The 25,155-nt window shown below is 68.6% G+C and carries 26 protein-coding genes and 2 riboswitches; of the genes, 17 read left to right on the top strand and 9 right to left on the bottom strand.

Annotated features, from left to right (window positions below; genetic code table 11):
* The first annotated feature begins 27 nt into the window (after positions 1-27).
* The 4 genes from ACPUER_RS29635 (at position 28) to ACPUER_RS29620 (ending at position 2,810) form a co-directional block, all read left to right on the top strand.
* Positions 28-867: a formyltransferase family protein gene (locus tag ACPUER_RS29635; protein ID WP_072441434.1), complete on the top strand. Its 840-nt coding sequence runs from the start codon at positions 28-30 to the stop codon at positions 865-867.
* Positions 867-1,883: a GNAT family N-acetyltransferase gene (locus ACPUER_RS29630; protein WP_175749384.1), complete on the top strand. Its 1,017-nt coding sequence runs from the start codon at positions 867-869 to the stop codon at positions 1,881-1,883. Before ACPUER_RS29635 ends, ACPUER_RS29630 begins: the two co-directional genes overlap by 1 nt.
* A gap of 250 nt (positions 1,884-2,133) precedes the next feature.
* Complete coding sequence (gene vapB / locus ACPUER_RS29625; RefSeq protein WP_047901212.1) at positions 2,134-2,397, top strand: type II toxin-antitoxin system VapB family antitoxin; 264 nt, start codon at positions 2,134-2,136, stop codon at positions 2,395-2,397.
* Positions 2,394-2,810: a PIN domain-containing protein gene (locus tag ACPUER_RS29620; RefSeq protein WP_027787436.1), complete on the top strand. Its 417-nt coding sequence runs from the start codon at positions 2,394-2,396 to the stop codon at positions 2,808-2,810. Before vapB ends, ACPUER_RS29620 begins: the two co-directional genes overlap by 4 nt.
* Positions 2,811-2,858: 48 nt before the next feature.
* Here ACPUER_RS29620 and ACPUER_RS29615 read toward each other — a convergent pair whose 3' ends face one another.
* Positions 2,859-3,764, bottom strand: coding sequence for a nucleotidyl transferase AbiEii/AbiGii toxin family protein (locus tag ACPUER_RS29615; protein ID WP_310142602.1), 906 nt, complete (start codon positions 3,762-3,764; stop codon positions 2,859-2,861).
* Positions 3,733-4,806, bottom strand: a complete 1,074-nt coding sequence (locus ACPUER_RS29610) for a type IV toxin-antitoxin system AbiEi family antitoxin (protein WP_425132829.1) — start codon at positions 4,804-4,806, stop codon at positions 3,733-3,735. The genes ACPUER_RS29615 and ACPUER_RS29610 overlap by 32 nt, the downstream gene beginning before the upstream one ends.
* Before the next feature lie 342 nt (positions 4,807-5,148).
* Here ACPUER_RS29610 and ACPUER_RS29605 point away from each other — a divergent pair, with 342 nt between their 5' ends.
* The gene (locus ACPUER_RS29605; RefSeq protein WP_425132828.1) at positions 5,149-6,312 is read left to right on the top strand and encodes a M20 aminoacylase family protein; all 1,164 of its coding nucleotides are present in this window, start codon (positions 5,149-5,151) and stop codon (positions 6,310-6,312) included.
* A 234-nt stretch (positions 6,313-6,546) separates the two neighbouring features.
* Here ACPUER_RS29605 and ACPUER_RS29600 read toward each other — a convergent pair whose 3' ends face one another.
* Positions 6,547-7,869, bottom strand: coding sequence for an integrase catalytic domain-containing protein (locus ACPUER_RS29600; protein WP_425132827.1), 1,323 nt, complete (start codon positions 7,867-7,869; stop codon positions 6,547-6,549).
* Between the two features lie 239 nt (positions 7,870-8,108).
* Here ACPUER_RS29600 and bamE point away from each other — a divergent pair, with 239 nt between their 5' ends.
* From bamE to ACPUER_RS29585, 3 genes are all read left to right on the top strand, one after another.
* Entirely contained in the window at positions 8,109-8,648 is a 540-nt protein-coding gene (bamE, locus tag ACPUER_RS29595) for an outer membrane protein assembly factor BamE domain-containing protein (RefSeq protein WP_425132826.1), read from the top strand.
* Positions 8,649-8,770: 122 nt separating this feature from the next.
* Positions 8,771-9,016, top strand: a complete 246-nt coding sequence (locus ACPUER_RS29590) for a type II toxin-antitoxin system ParD family antitoxin (RefSeq protein ID WP_175961448.1) — start codon at positions 8,771-8,773, stop codon at positions 9,014-9,016.
* Positions 9,006-9,305, top strand: a complete 300-nt coding sequence (locus tag ACPUER_RS29585; RefSeq protein WP_425132825.1) for a type II toxin-antitoxin system RelE/ParE family toxin — start codon at positions 9,006-9,008, stop codon at positions 9,303-9,305. Before ACPUER_RS29590 ends, ACPUER_RS29585 begins: the two co-directional genes overlap by 11 nt.
* A 91-nt stretch (positions 9,306-9,396) precedes the next feature.
* Here ACPUER_RS29585 and ACPUER_RS29580 read toward each other — a convergent pair whose 3' ends face one another.
* Genes ACPUER_RS29580 through cobA form a run of 4 tightly spaced genes read right to left on the bottom strand, consistent with a single transcriptional unit; the run spans position 9,397 to position 12,524 of the window.
* The gene (locus ACPUER_RS29580) at positions 9,397-10,701 is read right to left on the bottom strand and encodes a cobyrinate a,c-diamide synthase (RefSeq protein WP_425132824.1); all 1,305 of its coding nucleotides are present in this window, start codon (positions 10,699-10,701) and stop codon (positions 9,397-9,399) included.
* Positions 10,702-10,703: 2 nt separating this feature from the next.
* Positions 10,704-11,306, bottom strand: coding sequence for a cob(I)yrinic acid a,c-diamide adenosyltransferase (gene cobO / locus ACPUER_RS29575; RefSeq protein WP_034184156.1), 603 nt, complete (start codon positions 11,304-11,306; stop codon positions 10,704-10,706).
* A 34-nt stretch (positions 11,307-11,340) separates the two neighbouring features.
* Positions 11,341-11,718 carry a cobalamin biosynthesis protein gene (locus ACPUER_RS29570; RefSeq protein ID WP_111017102.1) on the bottom strand — a complete coding sequence of 126 codons (378 nt, stop codon included), beginning with the start codon at positions 11,716-11,718 and terminating at the stop codon, positions 11,341-11,343.
* A complete protein-coding gene (gene cobA / locus ACPUER_RS29565; RefSeq protein WP_425132823.1) occupies positions 11,715-12,524 on the bottom strand; it encodes a uroporphyrinogen-III C-methyltransferase in 810 nt (269 codons plus the stop codon). The genes ACPUER_RS29570 and cobA overlap by 4 nt, the downstream gene beginning before the upstream one ends.
* A 110-nt stretch (positions 12,525-12,634) precedes the next feature.
* Positions 12,635-12,872: riboswitch (cobalamin riboswitch) on the bottom strand.
* A 124-nt stretch (positions 12,873-12,996) separates the two neighbouring features.
* Positions 12,997-13,260, top strand: a riboswitch (cobalamin riboswitch).
* A gap of 188 nt (positions 13,261-13,448) precedes the next feature.
* Here cobA and ACPUER_RS29560 point away from each other — a divergent pair.
* The 8 genes from ACPUER_RS29560 to ACPUER_RS29525 all read left to right on the top strand — a co-directional run bounded on the left by ACPUER_RS29560 (position 13,449) and on the right by ACPUER_RS29525 (position 22,843).
* On the top strand, positions 13,449-14,507 hold the full coding sequence (locus ACPUER_RS29560; protein ID WP_425132822.1) for a HoxN/HupN/NixA family nickel/cobalt transporter: 1,059 nt from the start codon (positions 13,449-13,451) through the stop codon (positions 14,505-14,507).
* A gap of 25 nt (positions 14,508-14,532) precedes the next feature.
* Positions 14,533-15,621, top strand: a complete 1,089-nt coding sequence (gene cobW / locus ACPUER_RS29555) for a cobalamin biosynthesis protein CobW (RefSeq protein ID WP_425132821.1) — start codon at positions 14,533-14,535, stop codon at positions 15,619-15,621.
* A gap of 6 nt (positions 15,622-15,627) precedes the next feature.
* Entirely contained in the window at positions 15,628-19,437 is a 3,810-nt protein-coding gene (gene cobN / locus ACPUER_RS29550; RefSeq protein ID WP_425132820.1) for a cobaltochelatase subunit CobN, read from the top strand.
* Positions 19,434-20,519: an ATP-binding protein gene (locus tag ACPUER_RS29545; RefSeq protein ID WP_425132819.1), complete on the top strand. Its 1,086-nt coding sequence runs from the start codon at positions 19,434-19,436 to the stop codon at positions 20,517-20,519. Before cobN ends, ACPUER_RS29545 begins: the two co-directional genes overlap by 4 nt.
* Positions 20,520-20,587: 68 nt before the next feature.
* The gene (locus ACPUER_RS29540; RefSeq protein WP_425132818.1) at positions 20,588-21,196 is read left to right on the top strand and encodes a vWA domain-containing protein; all 609 of its coding nucleotides are present in this window, start codon (positions 20,588-20,590) and stop codon (positions 21,194-21,196) included.
* 91 nt (positions 21,197-21,287) lie between these two features.
* On the top strand, positions 21,288-21,740 hold the full coding sequence (locus tag ACPUER_RS29535) for a YaiI/YqxD family protein (protein WP_072440986.1): 453 nt from the start codon (positions 21,288-21,290) through the stop codon (positions 21,738-21,740).
* Between the two features lie 171 nt (positions 21,741-21,911).
* Positions 21,912-22,484 (top strand): DUF1993 domain-containing protein, encoded by a 573-nt coding sequence (locus ACPUER_RS29530; protein WP_425132817.1) that lies wholly within the window; start codon positions 21,912-21,914, stop codon positions 22,482-22,484.
* A 32-nt stretch (positions 22,485-22,516) separates the two neighbouring features.
* Complete coding sequence (locus ACPUER_RS29525) at positions 22,517-22,843, top strand: low molecular weight protein tyrosine phosphatase family protein (RefSeq protein WP_310142565.1); 327 nt, start codon at positions 22,517-22,519, stop codon at positions 22,841-22,843.
* A 21-nt stretch (positions 22,844-22,864) separates the two neighbouring features.
* Here ACPUER_RS29525 and ACPUER_RS29520 read toward each other — a convergent pair whose 3' ends face one another.
* The gene (locus ACPUER_RS29520) at positions 22,865-23,287 is read right to left on the bottom strand and encodes an NUDIX hydrolase (protein WP_310142563.1); all 423 of its coding nucleotides are present in this window, start codon (positions 23,285-23,287) and stop codon (positions 22,865-22,867) included.
* Between the two features lie 150 nt (positions 23,288-23,437).
* Positions 23,438-23,695 carry a hypothetical protein gene (locus ACPUER_RS29515; RefSeq protein ID WP_425132816.1) on the bottom strand — a complete coding sequence of 86 codons (258 nt, stop codon included), beginning with the start codon at positions 23,693-23,695 and terminating at the stop codon, positions 23,438-23,440.
* Positions 23,696-23,971: 276 nt separating this feature from the next.
* Here ACPUER_RS29515 and ACPUER_RS29510 point away from each other — a divergent pair, with 276 nt between their 5' ends.
* Entirely contained in the window at positions 23,972-25,135 is a 1,164-nt protein-coding gene (locus ACPUER_RS29510; RefSeq protein WP_425132815.1) for a CaiB/BaiF CoA transferase family protein, read from the top strand.
* Positions 25,136-25,155: the final 20 nt, after the last annotated feature.

Genomic DNA, 25,155 nt, shown 5'->3' with positions numbered 1-25,155 from the left:
TTCGTCCGCTTTTTCCACGACGCATCCATGCCGAAGAAAAATCTCGTCTACATCCAGTCGCTGCGCAACGGCGCAGCCGATCGCGCCGGCCAGCCGGTCGCTTATCAGGGCGGCACGCGCTACATGAAGGCGCCGCTCGAATTCCTCGTCGAGCGCCTGAACGACTCGCCGCTCGGCGAGCGCTACACGCTCAAGGGCGTGATCGTCGACGACGACGACGGTTCGCCGGCCGACCGCGCGAAGGTGGCCGACTACGGCTTCGCGCGCACGCCGGGCCGGCCGTGGATCCTGCCGGAAGGGTTGACGGTGCAGGGCCGGCCGGTCGACGAACTGTTCTGCTCGATTCCGTCGACGTACCGGCGGCTGCCGCGCGACGCGCGCGAACGGGTGGCAGGCAAACAGGCGTTCGAGCGCCGCCTGCTCGAGCGCCTGCTCGAACTCGACGCCGACGTCGTCGTGCTCGACGGGCTGCTCGTGATCCTCGACGAACTCGTGCGGCCCGGTGCGCGCTTTCACCGACGCATCGCGAACATCCACCCGGGCATCACGGCCGACGATTCGCCGTACCAGCGGCGCGGCGCGTGGGCGACGCTCGACGCGCTGCACGGCGCGCGCGGCGAACGGGTCGACTGGGCGAGCGGCGCGACGTCGTCGGTCGAACCCGTGACGATGACGGGCGCGTCGTTCCACTACGTCGACAACGGCATCGATTCCGGCGAGGTGATCTGCGACGTGCTCGACACGCCGATCGCGCCGGACGACACGATTCTCGAACTGCGCTGGAACAACTTCCAGCGCAGCCTGTTTCCGGCGCTCGAGCGGGGGCTTCACGTGCTCGCCGACCGCCACGACGCGGGAGCACTGTGATGGAAGACACGCTGACGAAACCGGCCGGCGCCGCGGATGCCGTCGAAGGCGAGGTGGCCGCCGCGCTCGACGGCGCCGCGCATGGCCAGGCGACGCAGGTCGCCGAGCACACGCTCGACGCATGGCATCCCGACGACTCGCCGGACTGGCTGCTCGCGGCGTTCGTCCCGTTGTTCAACACCGACACGCGGTACGACGCGGCAACGATCTCGGTGCCGCTCGGTGGCGCCAGTGCGGCGGCCGTCGCGTCGTACGTGGCGCGCGCGGTGCGCGAGGGCGTGATCGACGGCGCGCAGGTCGCCGGCGACACGCTGCGCCTGAACGTGTCGCGCACGACGTTCTGGCAGAACCCGCGGCCGTGGCTGAGGGCGCCCGCGTCGAGCGGGATGCCGCTGCGCTACGCGATCACGAACGGCCACCGGCATCCGGTGCGGCCGCCGTCGCCGGCCGGCGAGATCTACGCGCGCACCATGCCGCAGGTCGGGATGACGTTCAGCCTGCGCACCGTCGATATCGATGCGCATGCGGACCTGTTCAGCGGCTGGATGAACCTCGATCGCGTCGCGCAGTTCTGGGACCAGCGCGGTACGCGCGACGAGCATGCGGCGTATCTCGCCGAGCGGCTCGCCGATCCGCACATGCACCCGATGATCGGCTATTTCGACGACACGCCGTTCGGCTATTTCGAGTTCTACTGGGCGAAGGAGGACCGCCTCGCGCCGTTCTACGACGCACACGACTACGATCGCGGGCTGCACCTGCTGATCGGCGACTCGCGCTTCCAGAGCGCGGGCAAGCTGCATGCGTGGTGGAGCGGGGTGCTGCACTACATGTTCGTCGACGAACCGCGCACGCAGCGGCTCGTCGGCGAGCCGCGCGTCGATCACGTGCGGCACATCGCGTACATGCACCGGCTCGGGTTCTATACGCTGAAGGAATTCGACTTCCCGCACAAGCGCGCGGCGCTCACCGTGATCGAGCGCGATACATTCTTCGACACTTTCCGGTTGCCGTGACGGGGCGGGCGCGCAGCGTCGGCGCGACGCTGCGCGCGGCCGTGCATCGCGCCTGTATTGGCCATCCGGGATATGGACCGCGCGGCCTGCGTCGTGAAGAATGAATCGCTCTTCTCATCGACGACAGGCTGGCAGCATGGCAAAAACACCCGCGACAGCGTGGGGCGCGACGTCCGATTCGCATCCCCTCAAATTGACATATGCCGACATATGTCTAAAATGGGCGCATCGTACTCCCATGGAGTGGCTCATGCGCACCGTTTCCATTTTCAAGAACGCCCGTAACCAGGCAATCCGCATCCCGAAGGACATGGAGTTCGAGGGGGTGACGGAACTCGAGATCCGCCGCGAGGGCGACACGCTGCTGCTGCGCCCCGTGCGCCCCACGTGGCTGTCGTTCGCGAACGAACCGCTGGCCGACGCCGACTTCCTCGCCGAACGCCCGGCCGTCATCGAATCCGGCCGCTTCGACCTGTCCGGCGATGCCGGCGCGCCGACGGAGTCCGGCCGGTGACCACGCTCTACATGCTCGATACGAACATTTGTTCGTTCATCATGCGCGAGCGGCCGCCCGTGGTGCTGTCGCGGCTGCAGTCGTGCGTCAACGCTCAGCACCGGATCGTCGTGTCGGCAATCACCTATGCCGAAATGCGGTTCGGGGCCGTGGGCAGGAAGGCGTCGCCGAAGCATGCGGAACTCGTGACGGCGTTTGTTTCGCGGCTGGATGGCGTGCTGTCGTGGGATACGGCGGCCGTCGACGCAACGGCCGCGATTCGCGCGGATCTCGCCGCGCGCGGCACGCCGATCGGCGCGAACGATGCGTCGATCGCCGGGCACGCGATCGCGGCCGGCGCGGTACTCGTCACGAACAACGGCCGCGAATTCGGCCGTGTCGCCGGGTTGTCGCTCGAAGACTGGGCGGCCTGAGCGCAGTGCGGCGAAAGCGCGATGACGTTGCTGTTTCGCAGCGGCGCGTCACGCGTGCGGCGCGGGAGGATCGACGAGGAACGCGTTGCGGAACGCGTCGAGATACCGGTCGGCGTCATCGATGAATTCGCCCGGCAACTGCGCGAACGCGCGTGCCAGCAGATCCTGGCCGAGCGCCGCGTAAGTCGCTGCGTCGGACAACAGCGCGCGGATGGCGTCGCGCGTGTGCGGCGAAGCAATCCGCTTCGCATCCCGCGCGAGCAGCGCGGCGGCGGCGAGGCCCGGCTGGAACGCATGCGTCTCGAGCAGGTCCGGCGCGGCGTCCCAGATGCGCTCGCGATTGCCGGCGTCGTGATAATTGCGCAGCAGGAACAGCAGGTCGTACGCGTCGCTGTTCTGGCGCGCGCGCCGGTCCTTCCATGCGAGCAACTTCAGCAGCGCGAGCGCCGGCAGGCTGGCCACCGGCACCACGGTGCGCGCGTCGATCGACACCGGCAGCGCCGTGTCGACCGCCTCCTGGAACCCGAGCACGTTCAGCACGAATTCGCCGCCCGGCGGCCACGCGATCTCGCCCGGCGGCGTTTCGAGCGGCCCGAACGGCACGAGATCGAGCTCCGTGCGAAAACCGTGCGTTCCGCTTTCGAACAGCAGTTTCTGCTGCTGCTTCGGCGCGCGCGTGAATTGCCCGGTCGCGACGAGCGCATCGACGAGCTGCTCGTGGAACGGCCAGCTCACCGCGCACACCGCGACGTCGACATCCCGCGTCGCACGCACCGGCCGGATGCCGTGTACATGCCACATCAGGATGTCGCGCGCGGTTGCGCCGGCGACGACGAACGCCGCGTCGAGGCGCGTGCAGGCGCTGCCGACCGCTTGCAGCAGCGCGACCGCCGCCGGCTCGAGCGGCCGGCGCGCATCGATTTCAAGCGGGCGGATGGGCGAGGTATCGGTCATGGATCCGTTCGGCGGCGGCAAGATTGCGGCTGTCTCCGGACGAGACGAGATCCGCGTAGATCAGGAGCGGCGGCACGAGCGGCACATCCTGCTCGCGCCAGTCGAGCACAGGCGAGCGCGGCCAGAACGCTTCGAGGATTTCGACGTCGCCGCGCTCGTCCGGACGCAGGCGGGCCTGGAGCAGCAGGCGGTTCGACACCGCGCCGTGCGTATAGACGGTGATCGCGGCCGGTTTCAAGTCGTGCGTCAGCAGGTCGGCCGCCGGTTCGCCGCCGAGCCGCGCATCGAACGATGCGAAATCGAAGCCGCGCCACCAGTCGGGTGCGAGGCCGGCAAACCGTCGGCTCGACAGTTTCGCGCGCAAGCGGCTCGGGTACAGCGCGACCCACTCCTGCACGAAGCGCGGCCAGTCGGGAAGCAGGCGCTCGCCGTTGCGGCGCTGCCCGACGAGGCCGCGCGCGATCAGATCGTCCATCGCGAGATTGACCGTGCCGAGCGCGACGCCCGACGCGGCGGCAATCCCCCGATACGGCTGCGCGACGAGGCCCGGCTGCGTCGCGAGTGCGAACATCACGGCCAGTCCCTTCGGCGTCGTCGCGCGCGACGCCTGCCGGCGCGGTGCGCGCGCGGGCTTCGGCCGGCCCGCGATCATCACGGTCGCCTCCGGCTGAATCAGGCATGCGTTGCCGGCGGTGTCGAGAAACGGGATGCCCTGGTCGGTCAGGCCGGCGGCCAGTTCGGCCGAAAGATGCGGCGCGATCAGCATCAGCGGCCGTTCGCCGGGCATCGGGGTAGCGGGGGGGGGGGGGGGGCGGGCCGCGAGTGCGCCCGGCAGCGATTCGACGCGCAGGCTCACGGCGACCGGCATCTCGAAGGCCTGCCCGGCAACGTCGAAGCGGATCATCGCGTCGGCACGCGCCTTATACGCGGCCGGCACGCGCATGGGCCGCGCCCTGAAGCGCCGGGTCGCGCGTTCGAACGCGGCGCAGGCTTCGTCGAGCACATGCTGTTCCGACATCGGGAGGGGGGCGTTCTCGGGCATCAGGGGCGATCGCTTGTTCACTTCTTTGCCAGCGTACACAAAAAATGTACAGACGTCAAAAAGTGAACAAATATCCGTAATGCTTTGATGCATAGGAGTTATTTTTGACGTTTGAACGGTCATCGCCGGATCCTCATGCACGTTAATTCGATGCGGAGCGCACAATTTCACGTATCCGGATCATCTGCGGCAGTCATCCGGATGGCCGGCTTGCGCTTGCCGCGCACCGCGCCAGCTACGGCAACTACCAGTTGCTACCACGACGACTTTCCGTCTGCCCGGTTGCCGGTGAACCGAATATCCTTGGCTGCACATTCCCCACCGGACACAGGAGACGACACCGTGACGCACAGCGTGATTCCCGCAGGCCTTGCCGACGAAATGATCGAGATCCGGCACCGCATCCATGCTCATCCCGAACTGGGCTTCGAGGAATTCGCGACGAGCGACCTCGTCGCGGAGCAACTGCAGTCGTGGGGCTACACGGTGCATCGCGGGCTCGGCGGCACGGGTGTCGTCGCGCAGTTGAAGGCAGGCAACGGCATGCGGCGCCTCGGCCTGCGCGCCGACATGGACGCGCTGCCGATCCACGAGGCGACGGGCCTGCCGTACCAGAGCACGATCGCCGGCAAGATGCACGCGTGCGGCCACGACGGCCACACGGCGATGCTGCTCGCCGCCGCGAAGCATCTCGCCCGGGAGCGCCGCTTCTCCGGCACGCTGAACCTGATTTTCCAGCCGGCCGAGGAAGGGCTCGGCGGCGCGAAGAAGATGCTCGACGAAGGCTTGTTCGAGCTGTTCCCGTGCGACGCGATCTTCGCGATGCACAACATGCCGGGCTTCCCGACGGGCAAGTTCGGTTTTCTGCCGGGGCCGTTCATGGCGTCGTCGGATACCGTGGTCATCGACGTGCAGGGCCGCGGCGGCCACGGCGCGGTGCCGCACAAGGCGATCGATCCCGTCGTCGTGTGCGCGCAGATCGTGCTGGCGTTGCAGACGATCGTGTCGCGCAACGTGTCGCCGCTCGACATGGCGATCGTCACGGTCGGCGCGATCCATGCGGGCGACGCGCCGAACGTGATCCCCGATCGCGCGCAGATGCGCCTGTCGGTGCGCGCGCTGAAACCGGAGGTGCGCGACCTGCTCGAGACGCGCATCAAGGAAGTCGTGCATGCGCAGGCGGCCGTGTTCGACGCGACCGCGACGATCGACTATCAGCGCCGCTACCCGGTGCTCGTCAACGACGCGGAGATGACCGCGTTCGCGCGCAACGTCGCGCACGAGTGGATGGGCGATGCGAACCTGATCGACGGGATGGTGCCGCTTACCGGCAGCGAGGATTTCGCGTTCCTGCTCGAGAAGCGGCCGGGCTGTTACCTGATAATCGGCAACGGCGACGGGGAGGGCGGCTGCATGGTGCACAACCCCGGTTACGACTTCAACGATGCTGCGTTGCCGACGGGCGCGTCGTACTGGGTCAAGCTGGCCGAGGCGTTCCTGGTTTGACGCAGCGGCGTGGCGACGCGATGGTCACCGCACGGTATGCGCAAGCGCGGCCGCGTCCGCGAAATCGGACGCGCGCGGGCTGCAGTACTTTCCAAAACCGAAAGGAGCCTGGAGGGAGCGGAGTACTTGGGGCTGGATGGTCGTTAAAGGGAACTGCATTTTAGGGTATGGGGAGTCTCGGTTGCGAGGGGAAGCTGTGACGGGCATAGCCCATAGCGGCTCGCATCCTGCGGGCTATGCGCGGCGTGCCCGAGCCAGGCTCCATACATCGGGGTACCGAGGCCGGGTTTGGTCGGCGACCTTGCCCATCAGACGTTCCCGCGCCTGGCGAACCTGGCGGGCGGCTTCGACATCCGTGTGGCTGCGCGCGTGCTGCTTCAGTTGATCGATCGTGATGTCCTTGCGCAGGAAATCATCCACGTCGGGCAGGCTGGCTAGCTTCTCAAGCGGCGTCATCACATCTTCGGCTCGGTGAACGCGTCGCGTGCGGCCCGGCCTCTTGGGATCGGGGACTTCGGTGCCGAAAAGACAGGGTCGGTGCATGTTCAAAAACGGATTAAGCAGATCTACGCAAAAGGCGTTGAACTGCTTCGCCCACTCGGCCGGTATATGCGCGTAGCCGAATTGCGTGCGCACGACATTGCCGTTCTTGGATTCGGCCAGGGCGTTGTCGTTACAGCGCCGTGGACGTGAGCGGGTGAACTCGATGAGTTGTTCCTTGAGCATCTTCGCGACCTCGTGATTGATGTACTCCGAACCGCCATCGCTGTGAAAGCCAAGAATACGGAATGGAAACTGGTCAATCATGTCGCGCAGTACCGGCAGCATGTGTTCCCGCTCCAGCGATGGCACGGTCGCGACGACTTCCCACTGGGTTACGCAGTCGACGGCGTTGATGTGATACACGCCGCGCTGTTCGTCGATGTTGCCCTGATGAACGCTGTCGATGCGGATGAAGCCGGGGCGGTTCTCTGGCGCGGGAGCCCGGCGCACGGCGATTGCCGCGCCTCTGGGATTGGCCTGAGTCTTCGTGTAGACCGTGTGATGCAGACGATAAGCCTGCGAACGTCGCAGGTTGTACAGATGAGAGGCTGAAAGGTGCTGCAGGCGCACGTAAAGCTCATCGTGGTAGACCTGATACATGCGACGCAGCACGACGACCATCGCCGGGCCGGAAAGCCTGCCGTACTCGCGCTCGGTCTGGGCGAGCGTGAAGATGTCCTCATCGGTGTAGCGGCGGGCGAAGGCATTCGCGGGCGTGCCCTTTAGCCATGCGAGCCTTTGCCCTTGCACCCAGCGTTGTACCAGCCGTGTCATGTGGGCTCGGCTGAAGCCGCTAAAGCGTCGCAGATAGCGCAGCACGAGCCCCCGGTGAGGTCGCTTGAGCTGGTCGTAGCGAAAGCGCCGCAGAACAGAGGCGACCCATTCGCGACGTTCGTGAGGGCACGCGGCGGGTGCGAAGTCGAGCGTCTGTGTGCCGTCGAGGACGGCGCGCACCTGGTCCAGGGCACGGATTTGCGATTCGTTCAAATTGATGATCATCCGGTAAATGATCATCCACCCCGGTGCTCCAGCGTCGGTCAACCCGTGCGTGTCGGGCCAACAACGGGCTCATTTGCATTGGAAACGCGCCAAAGACGCCACACAAGAGCCAGCGCAGACCCTCGCCCAGGCTCATGTTCCACTGGAAAGCGCTTCTGCACGTTGATTTGACGCTCCTTGACATCGGCGCGACAGGCCGCGTGCTACGCTGCGCGCGACGCCGGATCGGCTCGATGAATACAGGTGTGGACGAAATGCGAAAACAGCTTCTGGCCGTGCTGACGGCCTGTGCGGTCGGCGTTCTGGCGGCCGGGTGCGACGACCAGAAGGTGGCCGATGCGGTCAATGCGATCAAGCCCGATCCGATGGCGTTCGGCAACCTGCAGCCGGGCGTCTCGACGACCGAGGACGTGCTCCGTCAGGCCGGCAAGCCCGAGGTGGTCAGGCAGGGTGACGACGGCTCGCAGCGGTTCGAGTATCCGCGCGGCCCGTACGGCACGAGCACCTACATGCTCGATTTCGGGCCCGACGGCCGGCTCGTGTCGATCACGCAGGCGCTGACGGCGGCGAACATCGCGAAGGTCGTGCCCGGGATGTCGAAGGACGACGTGCGTCAACTGCTCGGCAAGCCGACCGAGGTCGCGCAATACGCATTGAGCCATGAAGAGGTGTGGAGCTGGCACTGGGCCGAGGGCGGCGTATCGGGCGATGCGATGTTCAATGCGCACTTCTCGCCCGACGGCACCGTGATCCGGACTTCGCGTTCGGAAGCGCCGGGCCGGGAAAAACCCTGACCTGACGAAGGAAGCAACACATGCGGCACGGGGTCGGACATCGGCAAGGTCGCCACTGTGGTCCAACGCGAAAATGTACCAAACTTTGGTATATGATGATCGCATTGAAAAGGAGGTGACTCATGTCGCGAAACACATCCGTTTCCCTGGGCGACCACTTTGCCGAATTCGTCGACGCTCAAGTCCAATCGGGGCGATACGGTTCCGCAAGCGACGTCGTGCGAGCCGGTTTGCGGCTCCTCGAGTCACACGAAACACAAATGCGTGCGTTGCAAGAAGCGTTGAAGGCCGGCGAGGCATCAGGAGAGCCACAGCCATTCGACAGCGAGGCCTTCCTGGTCCGCATGCGGGCCACGCATGGCGGTTAAAGGCAGACAGCTTCGGCTGACACCGCTGGCCGAACTCGATCTCGAAGACATTTGGCGTTATACCGTCGAGCATTGGTCGCTCGAGCAGGCAGACTACTACCACCGCGATCTGGTCGGGACGATGGAAGCGCTGGCGCGCGGCAAAAAGGCTGGCCGGACTTGCATTGTTCGGAATGGATATTTCCGGTACGCAGTAGGTTCTCACGTCGTGTTCTATCGCGAAACGGATGACACGATCGACGTGATTCGGGTCCTGCATCAGCGAATGGATATCGAACGACATTTGTAGCCGAGCACGTCGAGCGGCGCGATCGTTGCGAAGTGGCCCGCAATCCCGGCATGACTGATGCCGTCTCGATCCGAGCGCGGCATCGAGCAGTCTAGAACGCTTCCCCGCTGAACAACGCCACGACAGCATCCGGATTCGACGGCCAGTACATATGCATGTACGTCGCGACGATCGCGCCGCGGCGATAGACGGCTTCGCCGCTGCCCGGCGCGCCGTCGGGGCGCACCGCGTTCGCGACCGGTTCCAGCGGCGTCGCGAGCCGCGAATAGTGGAACGTATGGCCGCGTATCGGCCCGGTGCGCGTATCGAGCTGCTGCATGCCGAGCGCCGCGAACCGGCGCTGCATCGTCGCCTGGCCCGGCAGCAGGCCGAGCATCGGCGTCGTTGCGCCGTCCACGTCGGTCAGCGATTCACACAGATACACCATCCCGCCGCATTCCGCGATGATCGGCCTGCCTGCAGCCGCATGCGCGCGAAGCGTCCGCGCGGTTCCGGCATTCGCCGCGAGCGTCGCCGCATGCAGTTCCGGATAGCCGCCCGGCAGAAACAGCGCGTCGCAATCGTCCGGCACCGGTTCGTCGGCGAGCGGCGAGAAGAACCGCAGCTGCGCACCGAGCGCATCGAGCAACGCGAGATTCGCCGGGTAGATGAACGAGAACGCCGCATCGCGCGCAACCGCGATCCGTTTGCCGGCGAGCGCACGCGGCAGCGGCGCCGCGACGTCCGGTTCCGCGAACGCGACGGCAGGCGGCAATTCGGCGAGCGAAGTTTGCGCGATCACGTCGGCCGCGCGTTCGAGCCGCGCCTCGAGGTCGTCGATGTCGGCCGGCTGGTGCAGGCCGAGATGTCGCTCCGGCAACGCGATGCCTGCATCGGCCGGCACGTGGCCGAGCCAGCGCAGGTCGCCGGGCAGCGCCTGTTGCAGCAATTCCGCATGCCGGGCCGAGCCGACGCGGTTCGCCAGCACGCCGTGAAACGGCAGCCCCGGCCGGAACCGCGCGAGCCCGAATGCGATCGCGGCGAAGGTCTGCGCCATCGCCTTCGCGGAAATCACCGCGACCACCGGCACGCCGAACGCGGCCGCGAGATCGGCACTGCTCGGCGTGCCGTCGAACAGCCCCATCACGCCCTCGATCAGGATCAGGTCCGCATCGCGCGCGGCATCGGCCAGCAGCGCGCGGCAGCCGGCCTCGCCGACCATCCCGAGGTCGAGCGCATGTACGGGCGCGCCGCTCGCGCGCTCGAGCAGCATCGGATCGAGAAAATCGGGCCCGGTCTTGAACACGCGCACGCGGCGGCCGAGCCGGCGGTGCAGCCGCGCGAGGCCGGCCGTCACCGACGTCTTGCCCTGGCCGGACGCGGGCGCGCTGACGAACAGTGCGGGGCAGGCGGGCACGCTCAGAACTCCACGCCGCGCTGCGCCTTCACGCCTTGCTCCTTGTACGGATGCTTGACGAGCCGCATTTCGGTGACGAGATCGGCCGCGTCGATCAGCGCGTCGGGCGCGTGCCGCCCGGTGACGACGACATGCACCGACTCCGGACGCGCGACGAGCGTCGCGAGCACTTCGTCGAGCGGCAGGTATTCGTACTTCAGCACGGTGTTCAGCTCGTCGAGGATCACCATCCGGTAGTCGCCGCTTTCGATCATCCGGCGCGCCTCGTCCCAGCCCTTGCGCGCGGTCGCGATGTCGGCGTCGCGATTCTGCGTGTTCCACGTATAGCCGTCGCCCATCGTCACGAAGTCGCATTCCGCGACCGCGCCGAGGAAATCGCGCTCGGACGTGTGCAGCGCGCCCTTGATGAACTGCACGACGCCGAGCCGCATGCCGTGGCCGAGCACGCGCACGGCCATGCCGAACGCAGCGGTGCTCTTGCCCTTGCCGTTGCCGGTGTGAACGATCAGCAGGCCTTTTTCATGGGTGGCGGCGGCCTGCTTCTTCTCGTGGCCGGCACGGCGGCGCTCGGCCATCCGCTGATGGGATTCGGAATCGGTCTTCATCGGGAATCGTCCTGTCGAAAGCGAAACAAAGGGTTCAGAGCGGGCCGGCGAGTGCGACCGTCACGCCGTTCCGGATGGATTTGGGGCCCAGCAGCCGGCCGTGCGGCGCCGCGAGCTGCGCGCACGGCTCGGCCACGCCCGCGACGCCGAAGCGTGCGAGCGCGGCGTCCGACGGGCCGCTCGCGGCCAGTTCGGGACGGCTCGCGAGTTGCGCCGCGTCGAACGCGACGAGCGGCCAGCCGCGTCGCGCGCACAGCGTGCGCAGCGCGCGGGCACGCGCCTTGTCGGCGAGCGTCGCGACGAGCGCCGGTTCGGCGGCCGGGTAGAGCGCCAGCGCCGCGCGGATCGCGGCATCGAGTTGCGCGGCCGTCACGCCCGCGCGGAACCCGACGCCGAGCGCGACGCGCATCATGCGCCGCCGCCGAGCGCCGCACGTACCGACGGATCGTCGGCAAGCGCCGCGACGCGGCCGATCACGACGATCGCCGGCGAACCGATGCCGGTCGCGCCGACGCGTTCGACGACGGTGTCGAGCGTCGCGAGCACGTGCCGCTGTTCGGGGCGCGTCGCATTCTCGATCGCCGCGCACGGCGTATCGCCCGGCAGGCCGCCGTCGCGCAGCGCCGCCGCGATCGTGTCGAGCCGGCGGATGCCCATGTAGATCACGATCGTCATGCGCGTGGCCGCAAGCGCGCGCCAGTCGGGCTCGTCGGCGCCCGCGCCGTGGCCCGTGACGAAGATCACGCCCTGCGCGTCGCCGCGCTGCGTGACCGGAATGCCGAGCGCGGCCGGTGCGGCGATGCCTGCGGTGATGCCGTTCACGACCTCGACCGGAAAACCGGCCGCACCGAGCGCGGCCAGTTCCTCGCCGCCGCGGCCGAACACGAACGGATCGCCGCCCTTGAGCCGCGCGACGCTGCGGCCCGCGCGCAGGTGCGCGAGCATCGCGGCGACGATCGCTTCCTGCGGCGTCGACGCATGGCCGCCGCGCTTGCCGACATGCTCGATGTGCGCGTCGGCGCGCGCATGGCGCAGCACGTCGGGGTTCACGAGATCGTCGACGAGCAGCACGTCCGCCGCGCCGATCGCGCGCACGGCCTTGAGCGTCAGCAGGTCGGCATCGCCGGGGCCGGCGCCGATGAGCCAGGCGCGGCTCATCGCGCGCGGCACGGCGCGCACCGTGTCGAAACAGTGGAAAGGGGACGGCGGGCGGCACATCGGCGGCCGGCGGACAGGCAATGCATGACGGATCGGGCGAAGCCCGCGCGAACGCGGGCGGAATGCGCACCCCATCCGTCCCCCGCGGATCGGGCGTTCGGCGAGCGTCGGGCTCGCCCCTTGCGTCGGCCGGTATCCGGGCTGGCCGCTTGCCAGGCCGCGGCCTTCCCGCCCGGCTGAAGGGCAGTGGCATCGTGGGCGGCATGGGCGCGTGCGCGGGGAAGCGCGTCGCGCGGGCGGCGTACCGTTGCGGGGACAGCACAGGCCGGGCGGACCTCCGCCTCCTGTTTCCCGTTTAACTGCATGCGCGGAATGCGCATGCGAGCACCGAACGCGGCGCTACGATAGCACAGCGATCCGCCCGCGCGAACCCGCTTCGCCGATGCCGGAAGCGGCCTCCGGCATGGCGCGGCGGCCATGCAAGCCGCCGTTCGGTGGGCCGCGCCGCCTTGACGCTCCCGCCCCCGACGCCTACACTCGCACGCGTTTTGGTGCTCGCGCGCGCCCTCCGGCGTGCGCAGTTAAACGGGAAACAGGGAGCCTGCCTGCGTCGCAGTCGAGCCAACCTGTGCTGCCCCCGCAACGGTAAGCGAACGCATCGTGCCCGCCGCGATGCAGCGCCGCTTCGCCGCATGCCGCGTGCATGCGGACGACCGCCACTGGATGCCCTGCGCATCCGGGAAGGCGAAGCGGCGTGTTCGTCAGCCCGGATACCGGCCTAAACGTTGGGGTTCAGCGCCGCGGGGAGGCGGCGCATCGTCCACGGCCGCAGCGTGCCCGACACCCGAGCGTTTCCCGATTCCCGTCGTCCGGCCGCCCGCGCGAGCGCGCATGATCCGGCCCGATGACGGGCCGGACCGCGTGGGGCCGCGCAGCGACGGCCGTGTTGGCATTCTTCATGTCGACCGTTCGCAAAGGAGCGTCATGCTCGATTCGCTGTTTCGCCTGTTCAACGACAGTCCGTCCGGGCTGCGCGGCAAGATCGTCGCGATCTACGCGCTGCTGATCGCCTTCAACGCAGGCGCGTGGATCTGGGCGTTCGCCGCCTTCCACGGCCAGCCCGTGCTGCTCGGCACCGCGCTGCTCGCGTACGTGTTCGGGCTGCGCCATGCGGTCGACGCCGACCACATCGCGGCCATCGACAACGTCACGCGCAAGCTGATGCAGGAGGGCCGCAGCCCGCTCGGCGCGGGCCTGTTCTTCTCGCTCGGCCACTCGACGGTCGTGATCGTGATGTCGGTCGTGGTCGCGCTCACGGCCGCGTCGCTCGCGCGCTTCGAGAGCATGAAGGCGTGGGGCGGCGTGATCAGCACGAGCGTGTCGGCGTTCTTCCTGCTGGTGCTCGCGATCGCGAACCTGCTGATCCTGATTTCCGTCTACCGGACGTTTCGCGCCGCACGGCGCGGCGATCCGATCGTCGACGCCGATCTCGACCTGCTGCTGAACCAGCGCGGCGTGCTCGCGCGTCTGTTCCGTCCGCTGTTCCGGCTCGTGTCGCGCAGCTGGCACCTGTATCCGGTCGGGTTCCTGTTCGGCTTCGGCTTCGATACGGCGACCGAGATCGCGCTGTTCGGCATCTCGGCGGCGCAGGTGCAGGGCGGTTTGTCGTTCTGGTCCGTGATGGCGCTGCCGATGCTGTTTACCGCCGGCATGACGCTGGTCGACACGACCGACGGCATCCTGATGATGGGCGCGTATCGCTGGGCGTACGTGCGGCCGATCCGCAAGATCTACTACAACATGACGATCACCTTCGTGTCGGTGCTGGTCGCCGCGCTGATCGGCGGCATCGAGGTGCTCGCGCTGCTCGCGGACAAGCTGTCGCTGCAGGGCCCCGTGTGGGACTTCGCGTCGATGGTGGCGTCGCACTTCGGCATGCTCGGCTACGTCGTGATCGGCCTGTTCCTCGCATGCTGGCTCGTGTCGGCCCTGATCTACCGGTTAAAGCGCTACGACGAGATCGACGTGACGATCTCGGCCTGACTCCCCTTACGACCCTGGATATTCCATGACCCTACGCAAGCTGCCCGTCACGATCGTCACGGGCTTTCTCGGCAGCGGCAAGACCACGCTGATGCGCCACATCCTGCAGCACGCCGAAGGCCGCCGCATCGCGGTGATCGTCAACGAGTTCGGCGAGCTCGGCATCGACGGCGAAATCCTCAAGGGCTGCGGCATCGGCTGCGACGATGCGGAGGGCGCGCAGGACGAAGCGTCGGGCCAGCTTTACGAACTCGCGAACGGCTGCCTGTGCTGCACCGTGCAGGAAGAGTTCTATCCGGTGATGGAAGCGCTCGTCGAGCGCCGCGCGGACATCGACCACGTGCTGATCGAGACGTCGGGACTCGCGCTGCCGAAGCCGCTCGTGCAGGCGTTCAACTGGCCGACGATCCGCAACAGCTTCACGGTCGATGCGGTCGTGACCGTCGTCGACGGGCCGGCCGCCGCGAGCGGCCAGTTCGCGGAAAACCCGCAGGCCGTCGACGCGCAGCGCCGTGCGGACCCGAACCTCGACCACGAATCGCCGCTGCACGAGCTGTTCGCCGATCAACTATCGTCCGCCGATCTCGTGATCGTGAACAAGGCCGATCTCGTCGGCGACGCGCAGTTCGCGCAGATCGAAACCGCGATCCGCGACGAGATCCCGCCGCAGGTGAAGATCGTGCGCGCGACGCGCGGCGAGCTTGACCTCGCGATGCTGCTCGGGCTCGAATCGGCGTCGGAGGAAACGATCCACCTGCGCCACGACCATCACGGCTCGGCCGACGACGGCGATCACGATCACCATCACGACGACTTCGACTCGGTGGTCGTATCGGGCGACGCAGGCACGCGCGAAGCGACGATCGCGGCGCTGCAGCGTGTCGTCGAGACGCACACGATCTATCGCGCGAAAGGCTTCGCCGCGCTGCCCGGCGCGCCGATGCGACTCGTGATCCAGGGCGTCGGCCGCCGCTTCGACAGCTACTTCGACCGTCGCTGGCAGGACGGCGAAACGCGCGCGAGCCGGTTCGTGCTGATCGGCGAGGATCTCGACGCGGCCGCGCTGCAACGCGCGTTCGACGCCGCGTGCGCGGCTGAGCCGCAACAGGCGTAACGCACGATGCATCTGCTGCGCACCACGCCGGGCGGCTTCGTCGACGATACGCAGGGCGTCGTCCGGATCGACCAGCAGCCGGCCGACATCGTGATCCTGAGCTCGGCCGACACGACGCTGTCGCTGCTCGCGAGCGTCGTGCCGCAACTGCCGGCCGGCTTCCCGAGCGTGCGGCTCGCGAACGTCACGTTCCTGCGGCAGCCGGCGTCCGTCGACTTCTATGTCGACGACGTGCTGCGCCACGCGAAGACGGTCGTGATCGATCATCTCGGCGGCGAAGCGTACTGGCCGTACGGGATCGAACAGGCCGTGTCGCTTGCGTCGAAGCGCGCCCAGCAGCTCGCGATGTTTTCGGGCGACCTGCAGGAAGACCCGAACCTCGTCGCGAAGAGCACGGTCGCGCCCGACCTGTGCCGGCTGTGGTGGCGCTACCTGCGCGAAGGCGGCGTGCACAACGCCGAAGCGCTGTTGCGCAGCATCGCCTTCCATACGCTGGGCTTCGGCGACGAACCCGAGCTGCCGCGCCCGCTGCCGGCGGCCGCGCTGTATCACCCGGCGCGCGACCGCGCGAGCGTCGACGACTGGCGGCCGCGCTGGACGCCCGGCGCACCGGTCGTCGCGATCCTGTTCTATCGCGCGCACTGGCAGGCCGCGAACACGGCCGTGTTCGAAGCGCTGGCCGACGCGCTCGTTCGGGAAGGGCTGAATCCGCTGCCGATCGCGGTGACGTCGCTGAAGGACGCGGTTAGCCGCGAGGTCATCACGCAGCTCTGCGACACGCACGGCGTCGCGCTCGTGCTGAACACGACCGCGTTCGCGGCCGGCGCGATCGATGCCGCCGAACCGGACGTGCTCGCCGGCGACGCGCCGGTGCTGCAGGTGATCCTGTCCGGCGGCAATCGCGACGCGTGGGTGGCCGACAACCAGGGCTTGCATGCGCGCGATATCGCGATGCATATCGCGCTGCCCGAGGTCGACGGGCGCATCGTCACGCGCGCGGTGAGCTTCAAGGGGCTCGCGTATCGCTGCCCGCACACCGAGGTCGACGTCGTGCGCTACCAGCCGGATGCGGAGCGGATCGCGTTCGTCGCGGCGCTCGCGCGCGGCTGGTGCCGGCTGCGCACGCTCGACAACGCGAGCAAGCGCATCGCGCTGATCCTCGCGAACTATCCGCAAAGCGAAGGGCGGATCGGCAACGGCGTCGGGCTCGACACGCCGGCGTCCGCGCTGCGCGTGCTCGCGGCGCTGCGCGACGCGGGCTACGCGCTGGCCGACCTGCCGCCCGACGGCGACGCGCTGATCGCACGGCTCACCGAAGGCGTGACCAACGACGCGGCCGTGCATGCGCTGCGCCCGGCGTTCCAGAGTTTCGCGCTGGCCGACTACGTCGCGCATTTCGCGCGGCTGCCGGCGGACGTGCGCGATGCGCTGAATGAGCGCTGGGGCCCGCCCGAAGCCGACCCGACGCTGCGCCACGGGCGTTTCACGATCGCGGGCTGGCGCGCGGGCAACGTGTTCGTCGGCATCCAGCCGTCGCGCTCGCGCGGCGAGAACGACTACGCGAGCTACCACGACGCGGATCTCGTGCCGCCGCATGCGTATCTCGCGTTCTATTTCTGGCTGCGCGATGCGTATCGCATCGACGCGGTCATCCATCTCGGCAAGCACGGCAATCTCGAATGGCTGCCGGGCAAGAGCGTCGCGCTGTCCGACGCATGCTGGCCCGACCTGACGCTCGGGCCGCTGCCGCACCTGTATCCGTTCATCGTCAACGATCCGGGCGAGGGCAGCCAGGCGAAGCGGCGCGCGCAGGCCGTGATCGTCGATCACCTGATGCCGCCGCTCACGCGCGCGGAAAATTACGGCCCGCTGCAGGATCTCGAGCGGCAGGTCGACGAATACTACGAAGCGCTGATGGTCGATGCGCGGCGCGCGAAGCTGCTGAGGAAGACGATTCTCGCGACGATCGCCGAGCACCGGCTGCACGACGAACTGAGCGTATCGCCGCCGCGCGATGCGGGCGACGAGGATGCGCTGCTGACGCGCGTCGACGCGTGGCTGTGCGAATTGAAGGAAGCGCAGATTCGCGACGGGCTGCACGTGTTCGGCGTGTCGCCGGCCGATCGCCAGCGACGCGACACGCTGCTCGCGCTTGCGCGTTTTCCAGTTGGCGACGGCAAGGGCGAGCGCGCCGGGCTGATCGGCGCGCTCGCACGCGACCTGATGCTCGGCGACGATTTCGATCCGCTGTCGGCCGACTGGGCCGCGCCATGGGCCGGCCCGCGGCCGGCGATCCTGCAGGCGCTCGATGCGTCGCCGTGGCGTCATGCGGGCGATACGCGCGAGCGGCTCGAACGGCTCGCGCAGCAATGGCTGGACGGGCTGTGCGCGGCCACCGGGGGCAACCCCGGCACCGACGCGACGCCGCCCGGCGAATGGCCGCATACGCTCGCGGTGATCGATCGCGTTCGCGCGACGCTGATGCCTGCGCTCGACGCATGCGGCGGCGAGGAAATGCGCCAGTTGCTGCGCGGGCTCGACGGCCGCTTCGTGCCGCCGGGGCCGAGCGGCTCGCCGTCGCGCGGCCGCCCCGACGTGCTGCCGACCGGCCGCAACTTCTACTCGGTCGACACACGTGCGGTGCCGACGCAGGCCGCGTGGTCGCTCGGCCTGAAATCCGCGCAGCAACTGATCGAGCGGCATCTGCAGGATCACGGCGACTATCCGCGCGCGATCGGCCTGTCCGTGTGGGGCACGGCGACGATGCGCACGGGCGGCGACGACATCGCGCAGGCGTTCGCGCTGCTCGGCGTGCGGCCGAAATGGGCGCACGGCAGCCATCGCGTGACCGATTTCGAGATCCTGCCGATCGAGATTTTCGACCGGCCGCGCATCGACGTAACGCTGCGCGTGTCGGGCTTCTTCCGCGACGCGTTCCCGAACCTGATGCACCTGTTCGACGCGGCCGTGCAGGCCGTCGCCGCGCTCGACGAGCCCGAGGAGCTGAACCCGGTCCGCGCGCGCATCGAGCGCGAACGCGCGAAATGGATCGCGCAGGGCGTGCCGCCCGACGAAGCGCGGCGCCGCGCCGGCTGGCGCGTGTTCGGCGCGCGGCCGGGCAGCTACGGCGCGGGCCTGCAGGACCTGATCGACCAGCGCCGCTGGCAGACCGACGCCGATCTCGCCGATGCGTACCGCCAATGGGGCGGCCATGCGTACGCGCAGAACAGCGCGGGCGACGCTGCGCCCGACGTGTTCGGCGAGCGGCTGGCGACGATCGACGTCGTCGTGCAGAACCAGGACAGCCGCGAGCACGACATCCTCGATTCGAACGACTACTACCAGTTCCAGGGCGGGATGACGGCGGCCGTGCGGCACTTGTCCGGGCAGCAGCCGAGCATTTACCACGGCGACCATGCGAACCCGGTCGCGCCGAAGATGCGCACGCTGCGCGAGGAGATCGCGCGCGTGATCCGCTCGCGCGTCGTCAACCCGAAATGGCTCGACGGCGTGAAGCGCCACGGCTACAAGGGCGCGGCCGAGCTGGCCGCGACCGTCGACTACCTGTACGGCTATGATGCGACCGCGCGCGTGCTGTCCGACCACCAGTACGCACTCGTCGCCGACGCGTACCTGTTCGACGACGACACGCGCGCGTTCCTCGAACGGCACAACCCGAAGGCGCTGCACGGCATCTGCGAACGCTTCGTCGAGGCGATGCAGCGTGGCCTGTGGCAGCAGCCGGGCGATTATCGCGAGCGGATCGAAGCGGTCTGGCTCGAAAGCGAACAACTCCAGGAAGGAGGACGGCGATGACCGATCCGACGCTGCACCGCGCGCGCGCGGTCTTTCCGTTTGCGGCGCTCGTCGCGCAGGACGTGTTGCAGCAGGCGCTGCTGCTCGCCGCGATCGACCCGTCGCTCGGCGGCGTGCTGATGAGCGGGCCGCGCGGCACCGCGAAATCGACCGCCGCGCGCGGCCTCGCGGAGCTTCTGCCCGAAGGGCAGTTCGTCACGCTGCCGCTGTCGGCGAGCGACGAACAGGTGACGGGCACGCTCGATCTCGCGCATGCGCTGGCTGAAAACGGCGTGCGCTTCCGGCCTGGCCTGCTGGCGCGCGCGCATCTCGGCGTGCTGTATGTCGACGAAGTGAACCTGCTCGCCGACGGGCTCGTCGATACGCTGCTCGACGTCGCCGCGAGCGGCGTGAACATCGTCGAGCGCGATGGCGTATCGCATGCGCACGACGCGCGCTTCGTGCTGGTCGGCACGATGAATCCCGAGGAAGGCGAACTGCGTCCGCAGTTGCTCGACCGCTTCGGGCTGATGGTCGAACTGGAAAATTGCTTCGATGCCGCGCAGCGCGAGCGGATCGTGAAGGCGCGGCTTGCATTCGATCTCGATCCGGATGCGTTCCGCGCCCGTCATGCAACCGCGCAGCGCGAACTTGGCGACCGGATTCATGCGGCGCGAGCGCGGCTGGCGATGCTCGATTTCGACGACGCGGTGCATGCGCGCGTCAGCGCGCTGTGCATCGACGCGGCCGTCGACGGGCTGCGCGCCGATCTCGTGATGCTGCGCGCCGCGCGCGCACTCGCCGCGCTGGAACGGGCCGATGCGGTGACGGTGTCGCATGTGGAGCGTGTGGCCGAAGCGGTGCTGCGGCACCGGCGCCATGCGGGTGCGCCGCCATCTTCCGGCGCGTCGCAGCCGGACCGCGAACGTGATGAACGTGACGATCGCTCGCCGCCGGATGCGCGCCAGCAGCCGGAGAACCAACCGGGAGCGACGAAGAACGACACCGCCGCAACGCAGGGCGACTGGGGCTACCTGCCGCCCGAACCCGCCGGGCTGCGCGACGTGAAAAGCGTCGTGCCGCTGCCGCTAAAAAAACGCTGAGCCATCGAGCAGGCGCCGCCGCGAATGCCGTTCGCGGTCCTCGATGGCAATCAGGCGCAGCCGCGCGCGTGCCGGGCACCGCGCGCGCCGGTACGGCCGTTGCGTGGCCGGCGACGCTCGCCGCGAAACGCGGCGATTCGCTCCACCTCGGCCATCTGCGCTTCCGGAAACGGGCCGGCACGCCGCACGCGCTGCATTGCTTCGTGCTCGACTGTTCGGCGTCGATGCTGTCGCACGACCGGCTCGCGCTGGCGAAGGGGCTGATCGTCGCGTATTTCGATCGCGCCGCGCGCGACCGCGTCGAAACCGCGCTGATCTGCTTCGGCGGCAACGGCGCCGCGCGGCGCTTCGGCCCGGCCGTGCCGCGCTGGTGGAACGCGCGCTGGCTCGAACCGGTCGACGGCGGCGGCGGCACGCCGCTCGCGGACGGCATCGCGGCCGCCGCGCAGTTGCTCGCGCGCGAAGCGCGGCGCGAGCCCGGCAAGCAGCGCTGGCTGTGGGTGCTGTCCGACGGCCGCACGCGCGAAGCGCCGGCGAAACCCGAGGCGGCCGATCACGTCGTGTTCGTCGACTTCGACGACGCGGCCGTGCGGGTCGGGCAGGGTGCACGGCTGGCCGATGCGTGGGGCGCGCAGTGGGTGATGGCCGATGCGCTTTGCATGGGCCTCGCGGGCTGATCGGGCTGAGCGGGCGGCGTGTCGGCCCAGGGCCGCGGCCGGTGGTGCGCTATCATCGCCGCTTCTGCTTCAGCCCATTGGAAAACCCGCCATGCAAGTACTGGTCGATGCCGACGCGTGTCCCGCCGTCATCAAGGACATGCTGTTTCGCGCCGCGCGTCGTGCCGAAATCCGCGTGACGCTGGTCGCGAACCAGTTTCTGCGTACGCCGCCGTCGCCGTTCATCAAGGCGGTGCAGGTGCCGGCCGGCTTCGACGTGGCTGACGCGCGTATCGTCGAGCTGGCCGAGGCCGGCGACCTCGTGATCACCGCCGACATCCCGCTGGCCGCCGCCGTGCTCGACAAGGGCGCGCATGCGCTCGACCCGCGCGGCAACTGGTTCAGCCGCGAGAACATCGAGGAACGCCTGTCGACGCGCGCGATGATGGATCAGTTGCGCAGCACGGGCATCGACACGGGCGGGCCGGCGCCGTTCAGCGCGCGCGACGGCAAGACGTTTGCATCGCAGCTCGACCGGTTCCTGGCGCGATACGGCAAGCCGTGACGCCGCGTTTCGGCGTGCTCCACCATTGATCATCCCGCGTACGGAAACGCTCGCACGCGCCATGCGGCAATGCGTCGAATTCGCATCGGATCGTGTGCGCAGCTCGGGTCGGAATGCAGGTTTGCGCCGACGCTGATATCGTGGCGCAAACCACTACACAGGAGCTCGCACGTGTCGCCGACCCAACTTCTCGTTCCGACGTTTACCCAGATGCTGCGTGCGCAGTCCGCGTGGCTCGACAAGGCTGCCGCACACCGGCAGGCCGCGGGCGACGAGCCCGATGCGGCGATGACGCTGAAGCTGGCGGCCGACATGTATCCGCTCGCCGCACAGGTGCGCTTCTCATGCTTCCAGGCGATGGAGCCGGTCTACCGGCTGCGCGGCGAGCCGCTGCCGGCCGCGCTGCTGGCATTGCGCGAAGCCGGATGGAATGCGGATGCGCAGCCCGGCTCGCTGAGCGACGCGCAGGCGATCATCGCGGGCACGCTCGCATTTCTCGGCGAACTCGCGCCGGATGCGCTCGATGGCGGCGCCGCGCTCCCGATCGCGCTCGAAATGCCGAACGGGATCGCATTCGACATGACGGGCGAACAGTACGCGCGCGACTGGGCGCTGCCGCAGTTCTACTTCCACGCGATCGCCGCGTACGCGATCCTGCGCCATCACGGCGTCGAACTCGGCAAGGTCGACTACGTGCCGCACATGCTCGCGTACGTGCGGCCCGGCACGATTCCGCAAGGGTGATGGGTGAGCGGGCCGGCAGGCCGCGAAGCGGCATGACACGGGCACTGTTCATCTGTAGCCGCAACCGGCTGCGCAGCCCGACGGCCGAAGCGGTATTCGCCGCGTGGCCGGATGTCGAGACCGACTCCGCGGGCCTCGCGCCCGATGCGGATACGCGCCTGTCCGCCGAGCAGCTCGATTGGGCCGACATCGTCTTCGTGATGGAGCGCGCGCACAAGGCGAGGCTGTCGGCGCAATTCGGCGCCCGGCTAAAGCGCAAGAAAGTCGTCTGCCTCGATATCCCCGACCGTTACGCGTTCATGCAGCCCGAACTCGTCGCGCTGCTCGAACGCAAGGCCGGCCCGTTCCTGCGCGCGTGACCGGCGCAGGCGACATCGACGTCAGCGCAGCGGGCCGTTCGCGATTTCCGAGAAGCAGTCGAGGCGCAGCAGCTCGATGATCTTGCGCGTCGGCACGCTCGCATGGAGCGATTCGAGCCGGTCGACGGTGAACCACTTGCAGCGGGCGATCTCGTTGCTCGCGCGCGGCGTCAGGTGCGCCGGCACGTCGGCCACGAACACGTGATGCAGCTTCGTCAGCCCGCCGAATTGCACCGCGTAGTCGAGCGCAAGCCCCTCCAGCCGCGTTTCCTCGGCGAGCTCCCGCTGCGCGGCCTCGAGCGGCGTCTCGCCGCGCCGGATCGTGCCGCCCGGCAGCGACCAGCGCGACGCGGTGCGGGCGACCAGCAGCACGCTGCTGCGCTGGCGGCACACGATCGTGGCTCTTTCCTTGATGACGGCGAGAATGTCCGGCCCGGTACTCATGTTCGGCAAAACAGGTGCTGAATCGTGGAGAAAATGCGCGTCGGCGGTTCGTTGTCCGGCAGCGGGCCGCGACGGCATGCAGGCAGCCGCAGCGATCTTACCGGCCGTTCGTGACAGTTCCGTGCATGGCATCGCGCCGCCTGCGCCAGGTTACGCGTGCGTGTAGATCCCGCTGCGCGTCGGCTTCGCGTGGCGCGAATGGCGGCGCGTGTGAACGGCGCGCCGGTGATGGGGTGGCGCCGTCACGTGCCGGCGCGCGGGCGCGGGCCGTGCGGTCGGCGCAGCGGCCTGCGGTGCCGCGGCCGGCATCTGCGTCTGTCCTTCGCCGAAATGGAATGTCCGGGTTTGCGCGTGTCCGACGCCGAGCGTCGACGCCAGCATGAAGGCCGCCAGCAGGATCCGTTTCATGAATATTTCGCCTTGCTTTTTCGAGATGAGCGTTGCCCGCCAGCTTAACGAAGGGCGGGGTGGTGCCGCAACCGGCGCGGATTCGGTGTCGTCTCCAGTTGCGCCCGGCGGCGTTATCCGCGCTTCGCGCCGGACACATCCGGGCTTGACAACATAATTCCTGAGTGTGAATATAAATTCACGTACAAGAATTATTCGCCGAATCCGGAAAGTCGCGCCGCAGGCGCCGGCCGCCGGAACCGGCAGTCCGATCAACCGGAACCAGGAGCGGGACACATGGCGGAACGGGAGCAGCAGGGCGCGCTGGCGGGATTGCGCATCGTCGATCTGTCACGGGTGCTGGGCGGCCCGTACGCGACGCAGATCCTCGCCGACCACGGCGCGGAAGTGATCAAGGTCGAACCGCCGTCCGGCGACGAGACGCGCACGTGGGGCCCGCCGTTCGACGGTGATACCGCGTCGTATTTCCTCGGCGTGAACCGCAACAAGCTCGGCGTCGCGCTCGACCTGACACAACCGGACGACCGCGAGCGGCTGCTCGGCCTGCTCGAACACGCGGACGCCATCGTCGAGAACTTCAAGATCGGCACGATGGAGCGCTGGGGGCTCGGTTTCGACACGCTGCATGCGCGGTTTCCGCGGCTCGTTTATTGCCGCGTATCGGGCTTCGGCGCGGACGGCCCGCTCGGCGGGCTACCCGGCTACGATGCGGCCGTGCAGGCGCTTGCGGGGCTGATGAGCGTGAACGGAGAAGCAGGCGGCGCGCCGTTGCGCGTCGGCGTGCCGATCGTCGATCTCGTGACCGGACTGAACGCGGCGCTCGGCGTGCTGATGGCGCTGCGCGAGCGCGACGCGAGCGGCCGCGGCCAGTTCGTCGAATCGACGCTGTTCGACTGCGCGCTGTCGATCCTGCATCCGCATACGCCGAACTTCTTCCATTCGGGCAACGCGCCCGTGCGCACCGGCAACGCGCATCCGAACATCACGCCGTACGACAGCTTTCCGACGGCCACCGTCGACATCTTTCTCGCGGTCGGCAACAACGGGCAGTTCGCGGCGCTGTGCGACGTGCTCGGCACGCGCGGCTGGCCCGACGATCCGCGTTTCGCGGACAACCGCGCGCGCAGCGCGAACCGCGCCGCGCTGCGCACGCTCGTCGAAACGGCGCTGGCCGGACACGACGGCGCGGTGCTCGCCGAACAGTTGATGCGCCGCGGCGTGCCGTGCGCGCCCGTGCTCGGGCTCGACGCGGCGCTCGACCATCCGCACGTCGCGCATCGGCAGATGAAGGTCGAGCTGGGCCGCCATCGCGGCATCGCGTCGCCGATCAAGCTCGGCCGCACGCCGGCCACGTACCGGCGGCCGCCGCCCGCGCTGAACGAACACGCGGCGCAGGTTTTCGCCGGCGCCGATAACGATCGCGCCAACCGCCGGGACTGACCGGGATCCGCGGCGCCGGG

This window comes from Burkholderia sp. DN3021 (assembly GCF_049805555.1).
GTDB classification, from domain to species: Bacteria; Pseudomonadota; Gammaproteobacteria; order Burkholderiales; family Burkholderiaceae; genus Burkholderia; species Burkholderia pyrrocinia_C.
Note: the sequence above shows the minus strand (reverse complement) of the source record. Positions and strands in the feature narration are given on the sequence as shown.